Raw genomic sequence first — 19,040 nt, 5'->3', positions numbered from 1 at the left:
ACTTTCCGGCTCTCTGACGGCCGGGCTTCCGTTTTCAGCACTACGTTCGGCGGCGGCGGCCAACAAACGAGATTGTCTTTGTCGCCCTATTAGGTTTTCTATCAGGCATGGCCCGAACCCTGTTGCCTCTGAACGCCTTGCGCGTCTTCGAAAGCGCCGCCCGCCATCTGAGCTTTTCGCGGGCGGCCGACGAACTGGCGGTCACCCCGGGGGCGGTCAGCCAACAGATCCGGCAGCTCGAGGAGATCATTCGCGCGCCGCTGTTCAAGCGCGAAGCCAAGGGGCTGCAGCTGAGCGATCTGGGCCGCTCGGCCGCGCCCCTGGTGGCCGAGGGCCTTGACCGGTTGCGAGACGCCTCGGCCCTGATGCGCGAGCCGCCGCGCCGGCGCCAGGTCTCGATCAGCGTCGCGCCGTCGTTCGCGTCCAAATGGCTGATGCCCCGCATGGACGACTTCCATGCCCATCATCCCGAGATCGAGGTCTGGGTGTCGGCCGACATGGCTCCCGTCGCCTTCGACCAGGGCCAGATCGACCTGGCGATCCGCTATGGTCCGGGACACTACCCCGGTCATGTGTCCGAACGGCTGCTGATCGAGAGCGTCCTTCCGGTCTGCGCGCCGGCGTTGATGCAGGGGCCGAACCCGATCCGGGCGCCGGCGGACCTGGTTCATCACGTGCTGCTGCACGACATGTCAGGCGATGCCGATCCCGGCCGGCCCGACTGGCCGATGTGGCTGATGGCGCGCGGGGTCCGCCATCCGGATCCACGGCGAGGCTCACGCTTCAACCAGTCCGCCATGCTGATCGAAGCGGCGGTGGCCGGTCGCGGCGTCGCCCTGGCCAAGCGCACCCTGGCCCAGGCGGACCTGGCGGCCGGGCGCCTGATCGCGCCCTTCCACGACGGCGGCGCGGTGGTCGCTTTCGCCTATCACGTGGTGCATCCGAAGGACCGGCCGCTGTCCCCCAGCGCCAGGGCGTTCACCGACTGGCTGAGACGGCAGGCGGCCTTCCACGAGACGGGGCTGGATCAGCTCTAGAGCCCGCCGTTCGCAGTTTTTCTGACTGGCGGCGGCAGAAGAAGTCGTTCGCGCTCCGGCGGCTCCGTCTCCTATTGGCGGGGTCCCGTCCCGAGGATCGCCATGACCGAAACCCTTGCGCCCGTCCGTCCCGCCGCCGCGGCCTCCGCCTGGCACGAACCGCGCATCCTGTGGACCCGGCGCTGGACCGACCGGCTGTTCAGCTTCGCTGTCGAACGGCCCGAGAGTTTCCGGTTTCGCTCCGGCGAATTCATCATGCTCGGTCTGCCGGCCGAAGACGGGGCAGGCAAGCCCACCCTTCGGGCCTATTCGATCGCCAGCCCGGGCTGGGCGGATGAACTGGAGTTCTTTTCCATCCAGGTTCCCGACGGTCCCCTGACTTCGCGGCTTGGACGGCTGGCCGCGGGAGACCGGATTCTGCTGGGCCGCAAGCCGACGGGCACGCTGGTGCTGGACGCCCTGACCCCCGGCCGGCGACTGTTTCTGATCGCCAGCGGAACCGGTCTGGCACCCTGGCTGAGCGTGCTGCGCGATCCGGACACCTGGGAGCGGTTCGACCAGATCGTCGTGACCCACACCGTTCGGGAGGTGCGGGATCTGGCCTACCGGGAGTTTCTGACGCGCGACGTCTTCGACGACCCGCTGATCGGCGACCTGGCGCTCGGCCGGCTGTCCTACTATCCGACTGTCACGCGTGAGCCCTTCGAGCGGCCGGGGCGGATCACCAGCCGCATCGACGACGGGTCGCTGTTCTCTGACCTGGACCTCGGCCCGGGTTTCGATCCCGCCACCGATCGCGCCATGCTGTGCGGATCGACCGCCATGATCCGGGACGTGGCGGCCCTGCTGGAGCGGGCGGGTTTCACCGAGGGCTCGAACGCAGCCCCCGGCGACTATGTCCTCGAGCGGGCCTTCGTCGGCTGACCCATCAGAAAAACTATCGCTGCCGCCCAGATCAAATCGTTCGACCTCGGCTGCGTCGGTGAGGTTTGAGTGGAGGCATCCACGAGGCTCCCATGACTCTTGCCGCACCGCTCGCCCGCCCGATCGACACCCCGCCCGCGCCCCTGGCGCCGATCGGACGGCTGTCGCCTCATCTGCGGCGTCTCGAGGCCGAGGCGATCGAGATCTTCCGGGAGGTCGCCGCCACGGCGCGCAACCCGGTGATGCTGTATTCGATCGGCAAGGACTCGGGGGTGTTGCTGCACCTCGCCGCCAAGGCCTTCTATCCGGCTCCGCCGCCGTTCCCGCTGCTCCACGTCGATACGACCTGGAAGTTCCGCGACATGATCCGGCATCGGGATACGGTCGCCGAAACCTACGGCGTCCGTCTGCTGGTCCACGTCAACCAGGATGGCCTGAAGCGCGGCGTCAGTCCCGTCGCCTCGGGCTCGTCGCTGCACACCCAGGTCATGAAGACCGACGCGCTCAAACAGGCGCTGGACGCGCACGGCTTCGACGTGGCCTTCGGGGGAGCCCGGCGCGACGAGGAGAAGAGCCGGGCCAAGGAACGGATTTTCTCGGTGCGCGGTCCCGGCCACACCTGGGATCCCCGCCGCCAGAAACCCGAGCTCTGGAAGCTGTGGAATTCGGCGCTTCAGCCCGGCGAATCGCTGCGGGTCTTTCCCCTGTCGAACTGGACCGAGCTCGACGTCTGGGAATACACGCGGCTTGAGGCCATCCCCGTGGTCCCGCTCTACTTCTCCGCTCCCCGGCCGGTCGTTGAGCGCGACGGCGCGCTGATCGTTCGAGACGACGACCGCCTGCCGCTGCGGCCCGGCGAAGTCCCGCATCTGCGCCGCGTGCGCTTCCGCTCGCTCGGCTGCTACCCCCTCTCGGCGGCCGTCGAGTCGGACGCCGACGATATCGACTCCGTCATCGCAGAACTTCGGTCCAGCCGCGCCTCGGAGCGTCAGGGCCGGCTGATCGATGCGGACGAGACCGCTTCGATGGAGCGCAAGAAGCGCGAGGGCTATTTCTGATGGATGGTGAAGTCGTAGCCCTGTCCCGGCTCGTCCCCGATCCTGCGGCGCGTGATCATCTGCGGTTCCTGACCTGCGGTTCGGTCGATGACGGCAAGTCGACCCTGATCGGCCGCCTGCTGCACGACACCGGGCAGGTCGCGGACGACCAGCTCGCCACGCTCGAACGCGACAGCCGCCGTTTCGGCACGGCCGGAGACCAGCTGGATTTCGCCCTGCTGCTGGACGGTCTCGAGGCCGAGCGCGAACAGGGCATCACCATCGACGTCGCCCACCGCTATTTCTCGACGGGGCGCCGCAACTTCATCGTCGCCGATACGCCCGGCCATGAGCAGTACACACGGAACATGGCGACCGGAGCGTCCGGGTGCGACGCAGCCGTCATCCTGGTCGATGCGACCCGGGGCGTCACCGCCCAGACCGAGCGCCACAGCCGCATCGTCTCGCTGTTCGGCATCCGGCACGTCATCCTGGCCGTGAACAAGATCGATCTGGTCGGCTACGATCGCCAGGTTTTCGAGACCATCGCGTCCGACTACGCCGCCTTCGCGGCGGGCCTGGCCTTCCGGTCCGTCACCGCCGTCCCCATCAGCGCGCGCGAAGGCGACAACGTGGTCCGGCGCGCGCCGCGGCTGTCGTGGTTCGAGGGGCCGACGCTGATCGACGCGCTCGAGAACCTGCCCGTTGAGGACAACCGCCTGTCGCGGCCGTTCCGCTTCCTCGTGCAGTACGTCAACCGCCCGGACCATTCATTCCGCGGCTATGCCGGAACGGTGGCCTCCGGGCGCGTCCGCGCCGGCGACCAGATCGTGGTCAGCCCCTCGGGCAAGGCGGCGACCGTCTCGCGCATCGTGACCTGGGAGGGTGACCGGACCTCGGCCGAGGCCGGCGATGCGGTGACGCTGGTGTTGAAGGAGGAGGTCGACGTGGCGCGCGGCGACGTTCTGGCCCTGCCTCACGCCCGGCCGGCGTCGGTCGAACGCTTTTCGGCCAGCCTGCTGTGGATGGACGACCGGCCCTTCACCCCCGACCGCGCCTACAGAATTCGCATCGGAGGCCGGACCTCGCCGGTCAAGGTCGTGCTGGCCGAGGCTGAAGCCGGCGCCGCCGCCGGACTGGGCCTGAACGAGATCGCGGCCGCCGACCTGACCTTGCCGTCGCCGATCGCCTTCGATCCGTTTGCGGACGACCCCGCCATGGGCGGCTTCGTCCTGATCGACCGGGAAACCGGCGCCGTCGCCGCGGCTGGGGTCGCCCGGAAGGCCCTCGGCCAGGCCGGGCACATCTATCCGACCGCCGAAGCCGTGTCGCGGCGCGACCGGTCTCGCCTGAACGGCCATGAAGGCGGCGCGATCTGGCTTACGGGACTGCCCGGCTCGGGCAAGTCCACCATCGCCACGGCCCTGGAGCGCAAGCTGCACGCGCGGGACATTCGGACGGTTCTGCTGGACGGCGACAATCTGCGGCATGGCCTGAACCGGGACCTCGGCTTCTCGCCCGAGGACCGGGCCGAGAACGTCCGCCGCGCCGGCGAGGTGGCGCGCCTGTTCGTCGAGGGCGGGGTGATCAGCCTCTGCGCCTTCGTTTCGCCCAGCGTCGCCGCGCGTCAGGCCGTTCGTGAGCGCCTGCCCGCGAACGGCTTTCTGGAAGTCTTCGTCGACGCGCCCCTGGACGCTTGCCGCGCGCGGGACCCCAAGGGCCTGTACGCCCGGGCGGACGCGGGCGTCATCGCGGACCTGACCGGCGTCGGGTCGTCCTACGAACCGCCGTCCGATCCGGACCTGGTTCTCGATACGCTTGCGCTCGACCCCGAGACGGCCGCCGACCGGATCGTCGCCCTGCTGGAAAGCCGGCGGTGGATCCCGGCCGGCTGACCGCGGAAGTCGTTCTGGACGATCGACGCCCGGCGGGACTCAAGCCGTTCCGGGAAGGGCGCGGTACCGGAAGTCGCTGAGCATCACCCGCCCGGGGCCGGCGGCGTACACGCCGAGCCTGAGGCTGAGGAAGCCGCCGAAGACATTGTGGTGCAGGCCCGAGACCTCCATGCGCATGCCGTTGCGCACCCAGGTCGCGCCGTCGTCGGACGAGGTGTGCCAGGTCACCACATTGTCGATGTTCGTGACCTTCAGGCGGAGCCTGCGCGTCTGATGGGCCGCCCGCATCCACGTCAGCTCCTCGGAGAACTGGAAGGTCTTCAGCGTGGTCGGGCTGAAACCGATGCCGACGAAGGCCTTGGGATTGTAGAACAGCAGGAGGCCCGCCTCGGCGTCGCCCTCGAGATCGAGGGTGATTTCCGCCTCGTAGCGGCGATCCCCGACCAGGCAGGTCAACGGGGCCGAGTCGGCCGGCGAGGTTCCCGCCCCCCGCAGGGCGAGGCCAGATCCTTCGTAGCTGGCCCGGCGGGCGCTGTTCGGGTCCTCGGTATGGAAGGCCCACTGGACACCCATCCGGTTCGACGAGAAGTCGTCGGACAGGCCCGGCGCCGAGGCGCCCTCGCGACCCCCACGGGGGCTCGGCAATGGCCGGGAGAGGTCGCCGCCCCGGGCGTGAAACCAGCCGTCAGCCGTCCATTCCACGGGGTCCAGCAGGGTCTGGCGGCCGAGGGTCCGGTACCCGTTTTCATAGCCGTGGTAGACCAGCCACCAGTCTCCGCCGGGACCTTCGACGAGTGTGGCGTGGCCGCGCGACCACCAGGGTTCGGCCGCGTCCGTTGTCCGCACCAGCGGATTGTGCGGGCAGTGTTCCCACGGCCCGTGAACGGAGCGCGAGCGCGCGGCGATGACCATGTGACCGGTCGGCGGGCCGGCCGTGCCGCCGACGGCCGTCACCAGGTAGAACCAGCCGTCCTTCTTCAGCAGCTTGGGGCCCTCCGGCGCGAAGCCCTCGACGACCCAGTCGTCGGGATAGACCCATGGCGCGTAGGCGGGTTCGAGCTCACCGTCGGTGGCCAGTCCGTCGTCGGTGAGGCGGATCTTGCGGATGCCGTTGGTGAACAGGTAGCGGCGGCCGTCCTCGCCCACGACATGGCCCGGGTCGATGCAGTCGCGGATTCCAAGATCGACCGGCTCGCTCCAGGGTCCCCGGATGTCATCGGCCCAGATGGCGAAGATCGACCAGCCTTCCTTCTTCGGGTCGGCGGGGATGTAGATGAAGTACCGGCCCTCGTGCCTGATCAGATCCACCGCCCAGATCACGCCGAGATAGGTGTGCAGGGCGGGGCCCACCGGCGTCCAGTTCACCAGATCCGTCGAATGCCAGATGACCAGCCCCGGGTACGACAGGAAGGACGAGAAGGTCATGTAGTAGTCGTCGCCATCCTTGAGGATGGTCGGATCCGGGTGATCTCCGGCGACGATGGGGTTCTGGAAGAAGCCGTTTCCGAGATCGGCCTTGCGCTGGCCCTCGGCGCCGACGCCCCATCGCAGCGCCGGCTGCGGCGCTGACTGGCCGGCCACCGCGCTGGATGGGGCGGCGAGGGCGGGCGCCAAGGCGCCCGCCAGCACCCCCTTGAACAAATCGCGGCGGGGCAGGGTCACGGGCGGTCCAGTTCGATCATCACCACGTCGTGGTCCCGCATCGGCAGGATCAGCGAGGCCCGGCCGTCGGCGCCGACCTCGACGGTCTGGCGAACTGGCGCGTCCGTGGTGAGCGCCTGCAACTGCGCCAGCTGATCAGCGGTCAGCTCGGTCGGCCGGCCCATCTCCAGATAGGCGGTGTAGGCGTCATTCTGCCGAAAGCCGGTCCGGCGAATGCGCGCCTCGTAGCGTCCGGGCGCCAGACCCTCGAGAGTCAGGGCGAGGGGAGGGCCGTCGGCCGCCGGCCGCACCTGGCGGAAGAAGGGCCGGTTGCTGACCGGCTGCTCGGGCAGGACGTCCCTCCAGGCCAGCACCTGCACGGTGTCGCCCTTCAGGGCCGCGATGCTCTGGGCGTCGCCGGTTGCAAGCTCCCGGTCGCCGAGGCTGTTCAGATATTTGAAGGCGAACCAGGTCGTCTTGCGGACGCCGTCCGGGGTCATCAGGCCGAACCCGCCGTCGAAGGGTCGGGTCTGGGGCCCGGGCTCCTCGAACAGATCGGTATAGGCCCAGTAGCTCATCCCCTGGGCCAGCGGCTCGGTCTGGCGCAGCTTGGACAGGACATAGGCCGCGCCGAAATAGTCGTCGTGTACCGGATCGCGCGGATTGTAGCTGGAACTCCATTCGGTGAAGAACAGCGGCAGGCCGGGCCGGGTCGACGCCTCGATCTCCGCCCGGACCTTGCGGACGTCCCCGACCACGGCGTCGGGGTTGCGGGACAGCTTGATGTCGTTCTCGCCCATCTCGTCGAGGAAGCCGCTGTCGACGCCGTAGGTGTGGGTGGTGACGAAGTCGACCGGCAGGTCGTGCTGATCGGCGTAGGCCAGGAACTCGGGCACCCAGTCGGCGCCGGCGGTGGAGGGGCCGCCGACGCGAAGCGCGGGATCGACCGCCTTGATCGCCCGGACGGTGCGTCCGTAGTAGTCGAAATAGGCCGCCTGGTCCGCCCGCTCCCAGAAGTCGGCCAGGTTCGGCTCGTTCCAGAACTCGAAATACCAGCTGCGCACCTCTTCGGCGCCGTAGCGGTCGATCAGATGGCGCACGAAGGCGTCGACCAGTGCGCTCCACTTCTCCGGCTGCGGATGGGAGGTGTTGCCCTTCCAGTAGAAGAGGGTCTGGTCGGACGTCCGCATCGCCGACGGCGTCCATCCCAGTTCGATGAACGGCCGGATCCCCATGCCCAGCAGCCGGTCGTACAGATAGTCGATGCGGCTGAAGTCATACACGGGGCGTCCGTCCACCTCGCGGTAGACGCCCATGTCGTCGTGGAAGATGTCGTGGAAACGGATGTAGCGGAAACCGAGCTCCTCGCTCACCGTCTGCAGTTGCGCCAGACTGTCCTCGCGGATCAGGGTGCCGGGATAGTCCGAGCCGACCGAAAACTCCGCCATCCGGTTGCGCGGCGTGGTCGGGCCATCGACGCGGACCACGATGGAGCGGGTATCGCCCTGCTGGATCGCCGCGGCGTCGGCGACGCCCGCGACCGCGACGAGGAAGGCCGAACAGGCCAGAACGGCCCACGAGGTGAACAGTCTCATCGTCTTCTCCAGGGTCCGTTTCATGGTCATGTCCTTGCTACGGCGCGGGGAGGCGTCACGGCGCGTTCGACTGGCCCGGAGCATACGTTTCCCCTCCCGATTGCCGGAGCCATCACTTGTTTCGTGATGTTGGCCGGCGGCGCTTCAGCAACCCCGCGAAAGGCGTCGGCGCGCGTACGATGCATGAATTGTATGAGTTGAAAAGCATTTCCTGTTAGCGCTACCATCATCGGTGATCGCCGATGCGACCTCTCGGAGGGCGCCGGGGGCGTCTTCGCGGGGCCAGCGGCTATATGTCAGAGTAATATTCGGCCGCGCCGCCCCGCGCGCCATCGGTGACGCTCGCCCTGGCGCATGAGGGGCTTGTGGGGCGCATCCACCTGCCATCGCTGGACAGACTCGGCGCCAGTCCGCATTAATATGACAGATCGCGGCTGACCAGGTGATCCCGTTTCGCCGCCGTTGGCGGCGCAGGAACAACGTTTCATGGCCGGACCATCGGACGCCAAAGAGGGCAAGGCGTCTCCCACCCCGCTCAAACCCGGCCGCAGCGCCCGGGAGCCCGGACGCCGGCTGCACGGGGCGATCGCGAACATGCTGGGCTCGGCCATTCTCGCCGGCGAGCATGCGCCGGGCGACACCCTGTCGGGCGAGGTCGCCTTCTCCGAAGCCCTTGATGTGTCGCGCAACGCCTACCGCGAGGCGATCCAGGTCCTGGCGGCCAAGGGTCTGGTGGAAAGCCGGCCCAAGACCGGCACCAAGGTCCTGCCGAGGCATCGCTGGAACCTGCTCGACCCGGTGGTTCTGGGCTGGGCGTTTTCGGGCCAGCCGGACCTGCGCCTGATCCGCAGCCTGTTCGAGCTGCGCGCGGTGATCGAACCCGCCGCCGCCCGCATGGCGGCCGAGCGACGGGACAGGGCGGACCTCAAGGCGATGAGGGAGGCGCTGAGCGGCATGCGCCGCCACACCCTGGCCACCGAGGCGGGCCGGGCGGCGGACCGCGATTTCCACGACGCCATCCTGCAGGCCACCCGGAACGACGCCCTGGTGACCCTGAGCGCCAGCATCGGCGCCGCCGTCGCCTGGACCACCCAGTTCAAACAGCGCACCCGCGCCCTGCCCCGCAATCCCGTCCCGGACCATGCGCGCGTCTACGACGCCATCGTCGCCCAGGACCTGGACGCGGCGGAGGCCGCGATGCGGGAACTCGTCGTCCTCGCGCTGGAAGACACCCAGCAGGCGATGGAGGTCGAAGCCGCCCTGGCCCGCCCCAACACGGACTGAGCGCCCGGAACCTCGATTACGTGAGCCCCATTAGCGGGCGACGGACACGCGATAGATCATCACGTGGCGATAGGGGTGACCCGGATCGACGCGGGCCGAGACGAAACCGGGCTCGTTGGGCGCGTTCGGGAATTTCTGCGGCTCGAGGGCGATGCCGTCACCCATCCGGTAGACGTGTCCGCCCTTCCCGGTCAGGGTCCCGTCGAGGAAGTTGCCCGTGTAGACCTGTAGGCCCGGCTCCGTCGTGAACACCTCCAACACCCGGCCCGAGCCCGGATCCTCAAGCCGCGCGGCCAGGCCGGGATCCTGTGTCAGACCCTTGTCGAGGGCGAAATTGTGATCGTAACCGCGACCGATCCGGATCTGCTCGTCGCGTCCGTCACGCAGTCCGGTGGCGATGAGGCGCGGCGTGCGGAAGTCGAAAACCGTGCCCTCGACGGCGCGGCGTTCGCCCGTCGGGATCAACGTCTCGTCAACCGGGGTGTACGTCTCGGCCGGCACGCTCAGGAGATGCGTCATGGCGCCCTCAGGCGAGCCCTCGCCCGCCAGGTTGAAGATGGCGTGATTGGTCATGTTGATCATCGTCGGGCGGTCGGTCCGGCCCTCGAAGGCGATCTCCAGCGCGCCGTCCTCGCCAAGCGAGTAGGTCACGGTCGTCTCGAAACGGCCGGGGTAGCCGGACTCGCCGTCGGGGCTGGTCAGCGCCAGCGTCACCCGCGCTTCCTCTCCGTCCTCGATTGACACGACCCGCCACAGCCGCGTGTCGAATCCCTCGCCGCCGCCGTGGAGCGAGTTGGGGCCGTTGTTCAGGGGAAGCTGGTAGGTCTGTCCGTCCAGCGTGAAGCGGCCGCCGGCGATACGGTTGGCGTAGCGTCCGACCGTGACTCCGAAGAAGTTGGGTCGGGCCTCATAGTCGGCGACGTCGTCATAGCCGAGTACGATGTCGCCGGGAACGCCGTTCCGGTCGGGCGCGATCAACGATTGCAGCGTCGCGCCATAGGTGAGGATGCGCGCCGACACCCCGGTGGAGTTGGACAGCACGATCGCCTCGACCGGCCGTCCGTCCCTGAGCGACCCGGCGCTCTCCCGCCGCGCTTCCGACGCCAGGACGGGAGAGGCGGCCAGCGCCGCGACCCATGCCAAAACCACCAGTCCGCTGAGCTTCATCACTTGGCTTCCCCATCCGCAGCGAGCGTCGTTGACCCGCCTTTGGCTCGACTATACTCTGACAAAAAGCCGGTGAGCAACCGATGCCGGGCAACGGCACGGGGCGTCGAGAGGGAACCTTATGACCGCTTCTATTCCGACGCCAGCGCCGGCGCCGTCGCTCCGGCCGGGCTCCGGTCCGGTCTATCGCCCGGCCCTGATCCTGCTGGCCAGCCTCTTCTTCATGTGGGGCTTCATCACCGTCATCAACAACACCCTGCTGCCGCATCTGCGCAGCGTGTTCGTGCTCGACTACACCCGCACCACGCTGATCGAGTCCGTCTGGTTCATCGCCTATTTCGTCGCCTCCATCCCCTCGGCCAAGCTGATCGAACGGGTCGGCTACCAGCGCGCCATCGTCATCGGCCTGGCCGCCATGGCGGCCGGCGCCCTGCTCATGGTTCCGGCGGCCCGCTTCGCCTCCTACGGCCTGGTGCTGGGCGCCCTGTTCGTCATCGCCAGCGGCATCACCCTGCTGCAGGTGGCGGCCAACCCCTATGTCGCGGTGATCGGCCCGCCGGAGACCAGCTCCTCGCGCCTCAACCTGGTCCAGGCCTTCAACTCGCTGGGCACCACCCTGGCGCCGCTGTTCGCCGGCTATCTCATCCTCGGCCGGTCCAAGGGCGGAACCTCCGAAGCGGACGTGGTCCTGACCACCGCCGAACGCTACGCCGACGCCCAGTCGGTGATCCTGCCCTATCTGATCGTCGCCGCCGTCCTGGTCGTGCTGGCGGTCGTGATCGCCCGCTTCCCCCTGCCGGCGATCGGCGCCTCGACCCACCGCGCCTCCCGCGAAGCGCGCAAGGGGCTGTCGCTGTGGCGGCACCCCAACCTCGTCTGGGGCGTCCCGGCCATCTTCATCTATCTGATCGCCGAGATCGGGGTGGCCAATCTGTTCATCAACTTCGTGTCCCAGCCCCACATCGCCGCCATCACCCATGAGGAGGCGTCGCGCTATCTCGCCATTCTCTGGGGCGGGATGATGGTCGGGCGCTTCGCCGGAAGCTTCCTGATGCGGCGCGTGCGCGCCGAACACGTGCTGGCCGCCTTCGCCGTCGGGGCCTTCGTGGTCATGCTGGTGGCCAGCTTCGCCACCGGACCGGCCGCCATGTGGGCCCTGGTCGCCGTCGGCTTCTTCCACTCCATCATGTTCCCGACGATCTTCACCCTGGCCATCCGCGGCCTGGGACCCCTCACCGAGGAAGGCTCCGGCCTCCTGATCATGGCGATCGCCGGCGGGGCCCTGGTCATCGTCCAGGGATGGCTGGCCGACACCGTCGGACTGCAACTGTCCTTCCTGCTCACCGCCGCCTGCGAACTCTATGTCCTCTTCTACGCCATCCGGGGAAGCCGACCCGCCAGCGTGGAGGTCCCGTCGGCGGAGACGGCCGACCTGGCGCGTCGAGCATGAAGGGCAAACCGATGACCCGGCGCGGGGCCTTGGCGATGGGGATCGCGGGGACGTTGGCGTCTGGAGCCGGGATGGCCGCGACTGCGGTCGACGCAGCGAGCCGCGCCCGATCGACGGCCGGACCGCTGGCGCCGCGCCCGCCCATGGGCTGGAACAGCTGGAACAGTTTCGCGACGACCATCAACGAGGCGCAGGCGCGCGAAATCGCGCAGATCATGCGCGATCGGCTCCTTCCGTCCGGCTACGACGTCTTCACCATCGACATCCAGTGGTACGAACCGGACGCGACCAGCTACACCTATAACAGCAACCCCGTGCCGGAGATGGACGGCTTCGGGCGTCTGCTGCCCGCGCCGAACAGATTCCCGTCCAGCCGGGGCGGCGCCGGCTTCGCCCCCCTGGCCGCCGATGTGCACGCCATGGGAATGAAGTTCGGCATCCATCTGATGCGCGGGATCCCGCGTCTCGCGGTGGAGAGGAACCTGCCGGTGCTCGGCACGGAGTGGCGCGCCCGCGACATCGCCGACGTCAACAGCACCTGTCCCTGGAATCCGGACATGTATGGCGTCGACATGCGGCGGCCGGGCGCGCAGGCCTATTACGACAGCGTCTTCGCGCTGTATGCGTCCTGGGGTGTCGACTTCATCAAGATGGACGACATGAGCCGTCCCTATGATGCAGTTCAGCGCCTCGAGATCGAGGCCGCGCATCATGCGATCGCCAGGACGGGCCGGCCGATCATCCTCAGCCTGTCGCCGGGCGAGACGCCGCTCGACCAGGCCGAACACGTCGGGCGCCATGCCCAGATGTGGCGGATCAGCGACGACTTCTGGGATACCTGGGAGCTGCTCGAGGCCCAGTTCGACCGCCTCGCGAACTGGACCCCCCATCGCCGGCCCGGAGCCTGGCCCGATGCGGACATGCTGCCGCTCGGCCGGCTGGCGCTCGGCGAAAGGGACACGAACTTCACGCCGGTCGAGCAGCAAACCCTGATGACCCTCTGGTCGATCGCCCGGTCACCCCTGATCATGGGCGGCGATCTCCGGCATCTGGATGACGCGACTCTGGCCCTGTTGACCAATCCGGAGGTGTTGGCCGTCAACCAGGCCTCCCGCGACAATCGCCCGCTGCCGTCGCCCGCGCACACACGGGTGTGGACGGCCCGGCCGGAGTCCGGACCGGACGCCTATGTCTCCCTGTTCAATACGGGCCCGGTGGAAGCGCAGGTCGGCGTCAGCCTCGCCGATCTGGGGTTCGGCGAGGATGCGGTCGTCCGGGATCTCTGGACGGGTGAGAATCTGGGGCCGGCGCATCGTGAATTCGCGCGATTACTGCCGGCCCATGGTTCAGGCCTGTACCGCCTGGCCCCGGCTTGATTCAGACTTGTGCTTCCGCTTGCGCGAGCGATTGCGGACGGTCGAGGTGGAGTTGAACGGGACGCCGAGACCTTCCTGCCCGACACCCGGCGGCATAACCACCATCACGCCCGGATTCGCCCGGCGCATGGGCTGCAGTCCGTGGGGCCGGGCCACCGGCGTCCAGATGTTCGGCGACCGCATCGATCTGTAACGCTGCGAGGAGGTCCGCGTCAGGGCCGGGGGAGTCGACCTGGGCGGGGCGGTAGGGGTCTACGACCCGACCGACCTGCTCGAGCCCGGCTCGGTCGTGCCCGACGGGTCACTCGCCCTTGACCCGCCCGGACAGCCGACGAGGCTCAGGGTTCTATCGGCAAGGTGACGGTCGCCGTGAATCCTTCCGGGCCAGCCCGGGTCGCCAGCGAGCCTGCCGGGCCGTACGTCGCCGCCAGACGTTCGCGTATGTTGCGCAACCCGGTGCCGGTGCCCGCCGCGAGCGAGGGATCACCCCGGCCGTCGTCGCTCACGGAAAGGCTCAGCCGTTCGCCTGACCGGCGCACGACAACGGCGATATTCACCCGCCGGGCCGTCGGAGCGACCGCATGCTTGATGGCGTTCTCGATGAGCGGCTGCAGCAGAAAGGCGGGCATCCGCACGTCATAAAGGTCCTCCGGAATGTCGGTCTCCACCACGAGCCGGTCTCCGAAGCGGACACGTTCCACGTCCAGATAGGCCTCGAGCGCTTCCGCTTCGTCGGCCAGGGTTATCGGGGTGGCCTGATCGGCGAGGAGGGAGGCGCGGAGGAAGGCCGCGAGACTCATGGCCATCGCATCCGCCTCCTTGAGCCGTCCGGTGACGATCAGCGCCGAAACCGAGTTCAGCGCGTTGAACAGGAAGTGCGGGTGCAACTGCAACCGCAAGGCCGCCAGTTCGGCCCGCTGCGCGGCGCCCTGGGCCTCGATCAACCGGCGCTGCGACAGCAGCAGGCTGTCGGCCATGGCGTAACAGCCGAACACCCAGAAATAGATCATCAGGCTGATCCGCAGCCCGGCGTCGACGACCCCGTGCGGTGTACGGACCAGGAGGGCTGCTCCTACGCCCGGCGGCATCAGATGCCGCACGATCCAGCCGGAAATCCAGGCGTCCAGCAGCGCCTGGAGGCCGGCCAGCAGGACGACCGCCAGCCCCGCCAGCAGCCATGGCCCCCAGCCCGTCAGTCCTTCCGTGCGACGCACGACCTCGTGCAGGGGCCAGGTCAGAAGCAGTCCGTGCGCCGTCCAGACAAAGGGGAACAGCAGAAGCAGCGGATCGGTGTTCAGCGACAGGGTGAACAACAGATGGCCGACCAGCGCCAGCCCCCATAGCATCGCGGCCAGGATGACGGGGCTCCATCGGGGGGCGAGAAGTATGGTCGAGGCCCGCGTGGGGAGGCGGGCGCGTGCGAGAGACATCGAGTGGATTCGCCAGGCGGACGACGTCGTCCGGGAAGCGTCAAGCTTTCCTTATGAGACGGGCGAACTCAACCGATCACCGCCCGCGCGCTGCCATGCTCGTCGCAGCCACGACGGGGTTCGACGCGCCGTGGCCGATTCCATCGCAGCCCTGTCCACCCACATCGCACCATCGGTGATCCACAGGACGCCGCTGCTCTAGTGACCTCTTCGTCGGCGGATGCGGATTCACCCGACCTCCGCTTCGGGGCGGGCTCCCGGTCGCCAGGATTTCGGAACATGTTGGACAACCTGGTCCCTGCCTCTTCATCGCCCGCCTGGCCAACGGCAGAGGTGACGACGACGGCGGTTGCGGGCCGCGTTCAGTCCCTCGCGGTTTTCGTCGGGCCATCCGCCCCGGCCGGCGCCGAAGACGTCGCCCGCCGGGGCGGTTTCGCGGTCGTCCGCGTGGCGGACGCGGCATCGGCCGAGGCCGCGCTGTCTCATCGATCGGCGGATCTGATCGTGCTCGACAGCGGGCCGAGGAGCCAGATCGATTTCAGCGCCTGTCAACGTCTGGCGTCCCTGCGCGCGGGCGCCATACTCGTGATTACGTGCTCCGACGACGAGGTCGACCGGGTGCTGGCGCTCGAGCTGGGCGCCGACGACTGTGTCTCTCCCCGCTGCAGCGACCGGGAACTGATGGCGCGCATGCGCGCGCTTGTCCGTCGGCATGGCTCGCCAAAACCCCGCACGAACGACGCCCATGTGTTGCGCTTTTCCGACTTCCGCCTCGATCGGGTCAAGCGCGATCTGCGACGCCTGAACGGGCAGCGCGTGCCTCTGTCCCGCTCAGAGTATGACCTGCTCCATCTGTTTCTGAGCAATCCGGCGCGTCTGCTGACGCCGGCCGACATCCGGATCGCCTGCAAGGGCGAGCAATGGTTGAACCCCAGAAACGTGGCGGTTCGCGTCTATCGGCTGCGTCGTCGGCTCCAGATCGGATCCGGCCACGAGCTTATCCGCACCGTCCACGGCGTCGGATACGTCCTGGAGACGCCTGTGGCGCCCGGCTGACAGCCGCGGCCGATGCGACGAACCCCGCCCCCGGTGCGACAGGAGGGATCGCATCAGGGCAATCCACGTCTAAAAAAGACGCTTTCATGGGGCGAGACGCGACGGCCATGCGAACACCGAAGGCTTTCCATGAGCCGGAGATCCGTCAGGCGCTGATCATAGCGGCCGGCGTCTGGGCGGCCTCCGTGCCCGTCTTCATGGCGCCGACGCTCGCGGCGCCCGAGCCCGCGCCCGCGTGGGTCTGGATGGCCACGGGCCTGGTCTCGCTGATGGGCGTTCTCCTCACGCCCGTCCTCCTGTGGGTCGTCCGGGCCGCCGATCGATGGGCCGGGCGAGCGCTCCGCCTCGTTGTGATCGTGGGGGCCGTGGCCCTGGTCGCCCTGATCCATTCGGTGATCGATACGGCGGTGCATGACCTGCTGTTGTCATGGTTCCATCCGAATGCGAGGGGCACCATGTTCGTCAACGACGAGGGGCAGGTGACGCCGGCCCCTCTTCATTATTACGTGCTGATGAATTTCATCACGCTCCTGTGGGTGCATGCGGGGGTGACGGCCCTGGGGGTACTGAGCCGCTTCAACATGAGGGCGCGCCGTCAGGAGGTCGCAACGGCCGAGGCCAGAGCGGCCGCCAATCACGCGAAGCTGGCGACTCTCCGCCTGCAGCTCAGCCCCCACTTCATGTTCAACACCCTGAACGCGATCTCCAGTTTGATCCTGACCGGCCGCAACGCCGACGCCGAGCGGATGTTGACCCGCCTGTCGGATTTCCTGCGCGCGTCGCTTGGGCCGGGCGAGGCCGAACGGGTGTCCCTGGCTTCGGAACTTTCGGCCGTGAGCGCGTATCTGGACATCGAGAGCATGCGCTACGATGGCCAGCTGGACACGGAGGTCGTGAGCGACGAGAGCCTGCACGAGGCGATGGTGCCCACCTTCCTGCTCCAGCCACTGGCGGAACAGGCCGTCGCTCATGCTGTCAGCCCGCCCCGGCGGGCCGTGACCATCCGGCTTTGGGCATCGCGCGACGCCGGGGACACGCTGGCCGTCGCAATACAGGCGCGAGCGGCGGACGGGAGCCCGTCGTCGATGCCGCCGCCGCCGCTGGATCTCGCGGCGGTGCGGAGTCGCCTGGCGGCGGTGTATGACGGTCGGGCCGAGATCGAGGGAACGTCGGACGTCAGCGGATTTACCGCGACAGCCCGTCTGCCGCTGGATCGCGCGGGAGCGGGAGCCCGATGACTTCGTTGCGTGTCCTGCTGGTCGACGATGAGCCCTTGGCCCTGGCGCGGCTGGAGGTCGGCTTCCGCGAAATAGCCGACGCCCGGATCGTCGGGTTTGCCCGGAACGGTGAGGAAGCGATCGCGCAGATCGGGTCGCTTCGTCCGGACGTGGTCATCCTCGACGTCAAGATGCCGTTGCGTGACGGTCTGGAAGTCGCGCGAACACTGGATGGAGACGATGCGCCGGAAGTCGTGTTCGTCACGGCCTACGAACAGTTCGCGCCGAGCGCATTCGAGATCGAGGCCGCCGACTATCTGCTGAAACCAATCCGCTTCGAACGGCTGCGTGTCGCTGTCGAACGGGCGCGCCGGCGTCGGGCGGCGCGCGACGCCGGCGCGCGCATCGAGGAACTGGAAAGCGTGGTCGACGCCCTGCGCGCGGACACCCGGGTCGTGGACGACCCCGCGCCGTATGAAAGCGAGCTGTGGGTCCCAAGCCTGCATGGCGTCGTGAGGGTGGCGACGGCCTCGATTGTGTGGATCGAGGCCGCGCGCGACTATGTCATCCTGCATACCGCCGCACGCAGCCTCATTCTCCGGGAGACCATGGGACGGATGCAGGAGCGGCTCGACCCGGCGCTGGCGCTCCGCGTGCACCGCTCGGCCTTTGTCAATCCAGCCGCGGTGACGGGCATCCAACGGCTCGGCAAGGGTCAGATCGCCGTGGTGCTCTCGGATGGGCAGGCAGTGACGGTCGGACCCAACTATTCCCGGCGTGTGCTGGACGCGCTGAACGCCCGCGGGCGCCCCTGACGGCGGGGCCGCCGGAACAGCTGCGGGGCCCGGCGTAGCACCGATCAGGAGGGCGACGATCGGGCTGCGCGCGCTGTATCGTCTTCCGCGTTTGTCGCCGTCTGATCCGGCTTCGTCGCAGCGTCCCGGGCTTGTCGACCGCGCGTACCTTTTGATCGAAATTGACTTGGTGCGGCGGGCGCCGGTGCTCTTCTGCGGGCGCCGTCGCCCCCCGGGTTCCCCCCTCCGGGCGAAGGGCTTCGTCTCCGCGTGTCATAGGGGGACGAAGTCCTGGAAGGTATCGTCGGGCGGCTGTCCCAATCGGCCGCCCGACGATGGTTGTGCAATCGCCACACGCGTTGCGGCGCGCGCGGACGGGACGGAGATCAGTCGTTGAAAGCCAAGCCTTTCAAGATCAAGGCGGTACTGACCATCGAGATCGACGCGGCCGACGCCTATGTCATCGAGGCGCACCGTCGTGAGCTCAAGATCGTCCTCGCCGAGTTGCAGGCCCGGCACGGCGCCGCCCGAATGAGCATCACGGCGCGGCGGCCGAGACTGGGTCCGCGGGCCGGCCCGCCCCCCAGGCTGGGATCGGAATTCGAGATCGTGCGCGCCCGCCATGCCGGGTAGTCGGCCTCGCTCCTCAAGGAACGCGCTCGCGGCGATCGTCAGCTTGCTGGACGAGGCGTTCGGCGACTTCACCTTCACCGAGTTGGCGACCATGCTGGCGGTCTGCGAGCATGAGGGCCTGTCCGTCTCGAGCGTCGCCCGGGTCTGTCGCTTCACGGAAGCGACGGCGTCGCGGACCATTCGAAAGCTTGCGCCGGGGGACCTGCCCGGGGCGTTGCCGCCCGCCCGCGGACTGCTGACGCTGGCCCGGGCGCCGAACGACAACCGGTCCCGGTATGTGTTCCTGACCCCCCGGGGCCGGGCCCTGTGTCAGGTCTTCGACGCCATGATCGCGGATTCTTCGCGCGTGCGGCTGGTGGGGCCGGGCTCGTGGTCTGGAGTGGCGACGCCGATGTGTGCTGAAGCGTTCGAGCGTTCAGATCCGGCCGGTCCGCCCGGGCACTGACATTTCACAATCCGTGAGGCGCGCACTAAAGTAAATACTTGCAAGCATGTAATAATATA

At 68.4% G+C, this 19,040-nt stretch carries 17 protein-coding genes; 13 read left to right on the top strand and 4 right to left on the bottom strand.

Annotated features, from left to right (window positions below):
- The first annotated feature begins 107 nt into the window (after window positions 1-107).
- The 4 genes from gcvA to cysN all read left to right on the top strand — a co-directional run bounded on the left by gcvA (window position 108) and on the right by cysN (window position 4,893).
- Window positions 108-1,037 (top strand): transcriptional regulator GcvA, encoded by a 930-nt coding sequence (gene gcvA / locus VEB62_RS09425; RefSeq protein WP_324798505.1) that lies wholly within the window; start codon window positions 108-110, stop codon window positions 1,035-1,037.
- 102 nt (window positions 1,038-1,139) lie between these two features.
- The gene (locus tag VEB62_RS09420; RefSeq protein ID WP_324798502.1) at window positions 1,140-1,961 is read left to right on the top strand and encodes a ferredoxin--NADP reductase; all 822 of its coding nucleotides are present in this window, start codon (window positions 1,140-1,142) and stop codon (window positions 1,959-1,961) included.
- A gap of 92 nt (window positions 1,962-2,053) precedes the next feature.
- Entirely contained in the window at window positions 2,054-3,019 is a 966-nt protein-coding gene (gene cysD, locus VEB62_RS09415; RefSeq protein WP_324798499.1) for a sulfate adenylyltransferase subunit CysD, read from the top strand.
- Window positions 3,019-4,893, top strand: coding sequence for a sulfate adenylyltransferase subunit CysN (gene cysN, locus VEB62_RS09410; protein ID WP_324798497.1), 1,875 nt, complete (start codon window positions 3,019-3,021; stop codon window positions 4,891-4,893). Before cysD ends, cysN begins: the two co-directional genes overlap by 1 nt.
- 39 nt (window positions 4,894-4,932) lie before the next feature.
- Here cysN and VEB62_RS09405 read toward each other — a convergent pair whose 3' ends face one another.
- Both VEB62_RS09405 and VEB62_RS09400 read right to left on the bottom strand, forming a co-directional pair.
- Window positions 4,933-6,555 (bottom strand): family 43 glycosylhydrolase, encoded by a 1,623-nt coding sequence (locus tag VEB62_RS09405; protein WP_324798495.1) that lies wholly within the window; start codon window positions 6,553-6,555, stop codon window positions 4,933-4,935.
- Window positions 6,552-8,153 (bottom strand): GH39 family glycosyl hydrolase, encoded by a 1,602-nt coding sequence (locus VEB62_RS09400; protein ID WP_324798492.1) that lies wholly within the window; start codon window positions 8,151-8,153, stop codon window positions 6,552-6,554. The genes VEB62_RS09405 and VEB62_RS09400 overlap by 4 nt, the downstream gene beginning before the upstream one ends.
- 462 nt (window positions 8,154-8,615) lie before the next feature.
- On the opposite strand from VEB62_RS09400, the gene VEB62_RS09395 reads away from it, so the two are divergent.
- Window positions 8,616-9,413 carry a FadR/GntR family transcriptional regulator gene (locus VEB62_RS09395; protein ID WP_324798489.1) on the top strand — a complete coding sequence of 266 codons (798 nt, stop codon included), beginning with the start codon at window positions 8,616-8,618 and terminating at the stop codon, window positions 9,411-9,413.
- 30 nt (window positions 9,414-9,443) lie between these two features.
- Here VEB62_RS09395 and VEB62_RS09390 read toward each other — a convergent pair whose 3' ends face one another.
- Window positions 9,444-10,580: an aldose epimerase family protein gene (locus VEB62_RS09390; protein WP_324798486.1), complete on the bottom strand. Its 1,137-nt coding sequence runs from the start codon at window positions 10,578-10,580 to the stop codon at window positions 9,444-9,446.
- A gap of 121 nt (window positions 10,581-10,701) precedes the next feature.
- On the opposite strand from VEB62_RS09390, the gene VEB62_RS09385 reads away from it, so the two are divergent.
- The 3 genes from VEB62_RS09385 to VEB62_RS09375 are packed head-to-tail and all read left to right on the top strand — an operon-like array spanning window position 10,702 to window position 13,599.
- Window positions 10,702-12,030: a sugar MFS transporter gene (locus VEB62_RS09385; protein WP_324798483.1), complete on the top strand. Its 1,329-nt coding sequence runs from the start codon at window positions 10,702-10,704 to the stop codon at window positions 12,028-12,030.
- Entirely contained in the window at window positions 12,027-13,406 is a 1,380-nt protein-coding gene (locus tag VEB62_RS09380; RefSeq protein WP_324798480.1) for a glycoside hydrolase family 27 protein, read from the top strand. The genes VEB62_RS09385 and VEB62_RS09380 overlap by 4 nt, the downstream gene beginning before the upstream one ends.
- Before the next feature lie 19 nt (window positions 13,407-13,425).
- Window positions 13,426-13,599, top strand: a complete 174-nt coding sequence (locus VEB62_RS09375; RefSeq protein WP_324798477.1) for a hypothetical protein — start codon at window positions 13,426-13,428, stop codon at window positions 13,597-13,599.
- Between the two features lie 145 nt (window positions 13,600-13,744).
- Here VEB62_RS09375 and VEB62_RS09370 read toward each other — a convergent pair whose 3' ends face one another.
- Window positions 13,745-14,836: a sensor histidine kinase gene (locus tag VEB62_RS09370; protein ID WP_324798475.1), complete on the bottom strand. Its 1,092-nt coding sequence runs from the start codon at window positions 14,834-14,836 to the stop codon at window positions 13,745-13,747.
- A 279-nt stretch (window positions 14,837-15,115) separates the two neighbouring features.
- On the opposite strand from VEB62_RS09370, the gene VEB62_RS09365 reads away from it, so the two are divergent.
- The 5 genes from VEB62_RS09365 to VEB62_RS09345 all read left to right on the top strand — a co-directional run bounded on the left by VEB62_RS09365 (window position 15,116) and on the right by VEB62_RS09345 (window position 18,981).
- Window positions 15,116-15,892, top strand: a complete 777-nt coding sequence (locus VEB62_RS09365; protein WP_324798472.1) for a response regulator transcription factor — start codon at window positions 15,116-15,118, stop codon at window positions 15,890-15,892.
- A 107-nt stretch (window positions 15,893-15,999) separates the two neighbouring features.
- Window positions 16,000-17,130: a sensor histidine kinase gene (locus tag VEB62_RS09360; RefSeq protein WP_324798470.1), complete on the top strand. Its 1,131-nt coding sequence runs from the start codon at window positions 16,000-16,002 to the stop codon at window positions 17,128-17,130.
- A 5-nt stretch (window positions 17,131-17,135) separates the two neighbouring features.
- On the top strand, window positions 17,136-17,924 hold the full coding sequence (locus tag VEB62_RS09355; protein WP_324798467.1) for a LytR/AlgR family response regulator transcription factor: 789 nt from the start codon (window positions 17,136-17,138) through the stop codon (window positions 17,922-17,924).
- Between the two features lie 372 nt (window positions 17,925-18,296).
- Window positions 18,297-18,536, top strand: coding sequence for a hypothetical protein (locus VEB62_RS09350; RefSeq protein ID WP_324798464.1), 240 nt, complete (start codon window positions 18,297-18,299; stop codon window positions 18,534-18,536).
- 43 nt (window positions 18,537-18,579) lie between these two features.
- Complete coding sequence (locus tag VEB62_RS09345; RefSeq protein WP_324798462.1) at window positions 18,580-18,981, top strand: MarR family winged helix-turn-helix transcriptional regulator; 402 nt, start codon at window positions 18,580-18,582, stop codon at window positions 18,979-18,981.
- Window positions 18,982-19,040: the final 59 nt, after the last annotated feature.

It is taken from the genome of Brevundimonas sp., from assembly GCF_035626975.1.
In the GTDB taxonomy this organism is placed as follows: Bacteria; Pseudomonadota; Alphaproteobacteria; order Caulobacterales; family Caulobacteraceae; genus Brevundimonas.
Note: the sequence above shows the minus strand (reverse complement) of the source record. Positions and strands in the feature narration are given on the sequence as shown.

Coding starts and splice junctions, on each gene's coding strand:
- VEB62_RS09385 (WP_324798483.1), top strand. CDS start 10,702: ATGACCGCTTCTATTCCGACGCCAGCGCCGGCGCCGTCGCTCCGGCCG.
- cysN (WP_324798497.1), top strand. CDS start 3,019: ATGGATGGTGAAGTCGTAGCCCTGTCCCGGCTCGTCCCCGATCCTGCG.
- VEB62_RS09400 (WP_324798492.1), bottom strand. CDS start 8,153: ATGAAACGGACCCTGGAGAAGACGATGAGACTGTTCACCTCGTGGGCC.
- VEB62_RS09380 (WP_324798480.1), top strand. CDS start 12,027: ATGAAGGGCAAACCGATGACCCGGCGCGGGGCCTTGGCGATGGGGATC.
- VEB62_RS09390 (WP_324798486.1), bottom strand. CDS start 10,580: ATGAAGCTCAGCGGACTGGTGGTTTTGGCATGGGTCGCGGCGCTGGCC.
- VEB62_RS09420 (WP_324798502.1), top strand. CDS start 1,140: ATGACCGAAACCCTTGCGCCCGTCCGTCCCGCCGCCGCGGCCTCCGCC.
- gcvA (WP_324798505.1), top strand. CDS start 108: ATGGCCCGAACCCTGTTGCCTCTGAACGCCTTGCGCGTCTTCGAAAGC.
- VEB62_RS09395 (WP_324798489.1), top strand. CDS start 8,616: ATGGCCGGACCATCGGACGCCAAAGAGGGCAAGGCGTCTCCCACCCCG.
- VEB62_RS09365 (WP_324798472.1), top strand. CDS start 15,116: ATGTTGGACAACCTGGTCCCTGCCTCTTCATCGCCCGCCTGGCCAACG.
- VEB62_RS09360 (WP_324798470.1), top strand. CDS start 16,000: ATGCGAACACCGAAGGCTTTCCATGAGCCGGAGATCCGTCAGGCGCTG.
- VEB62_RS09370 (WP_324798475.1), bottom strand. CDS start 14,836: ATGTCTCTCGCACGCGCCCGCCTCCCCACGCGGGCCTCGACCATACTT.
- cysD (WP_324798499.1), top strand. CDS start 2,054: ATGACTCTTGCCGCACCGCTCGCCCGCCCGATCGACACCCCGCCCGCG.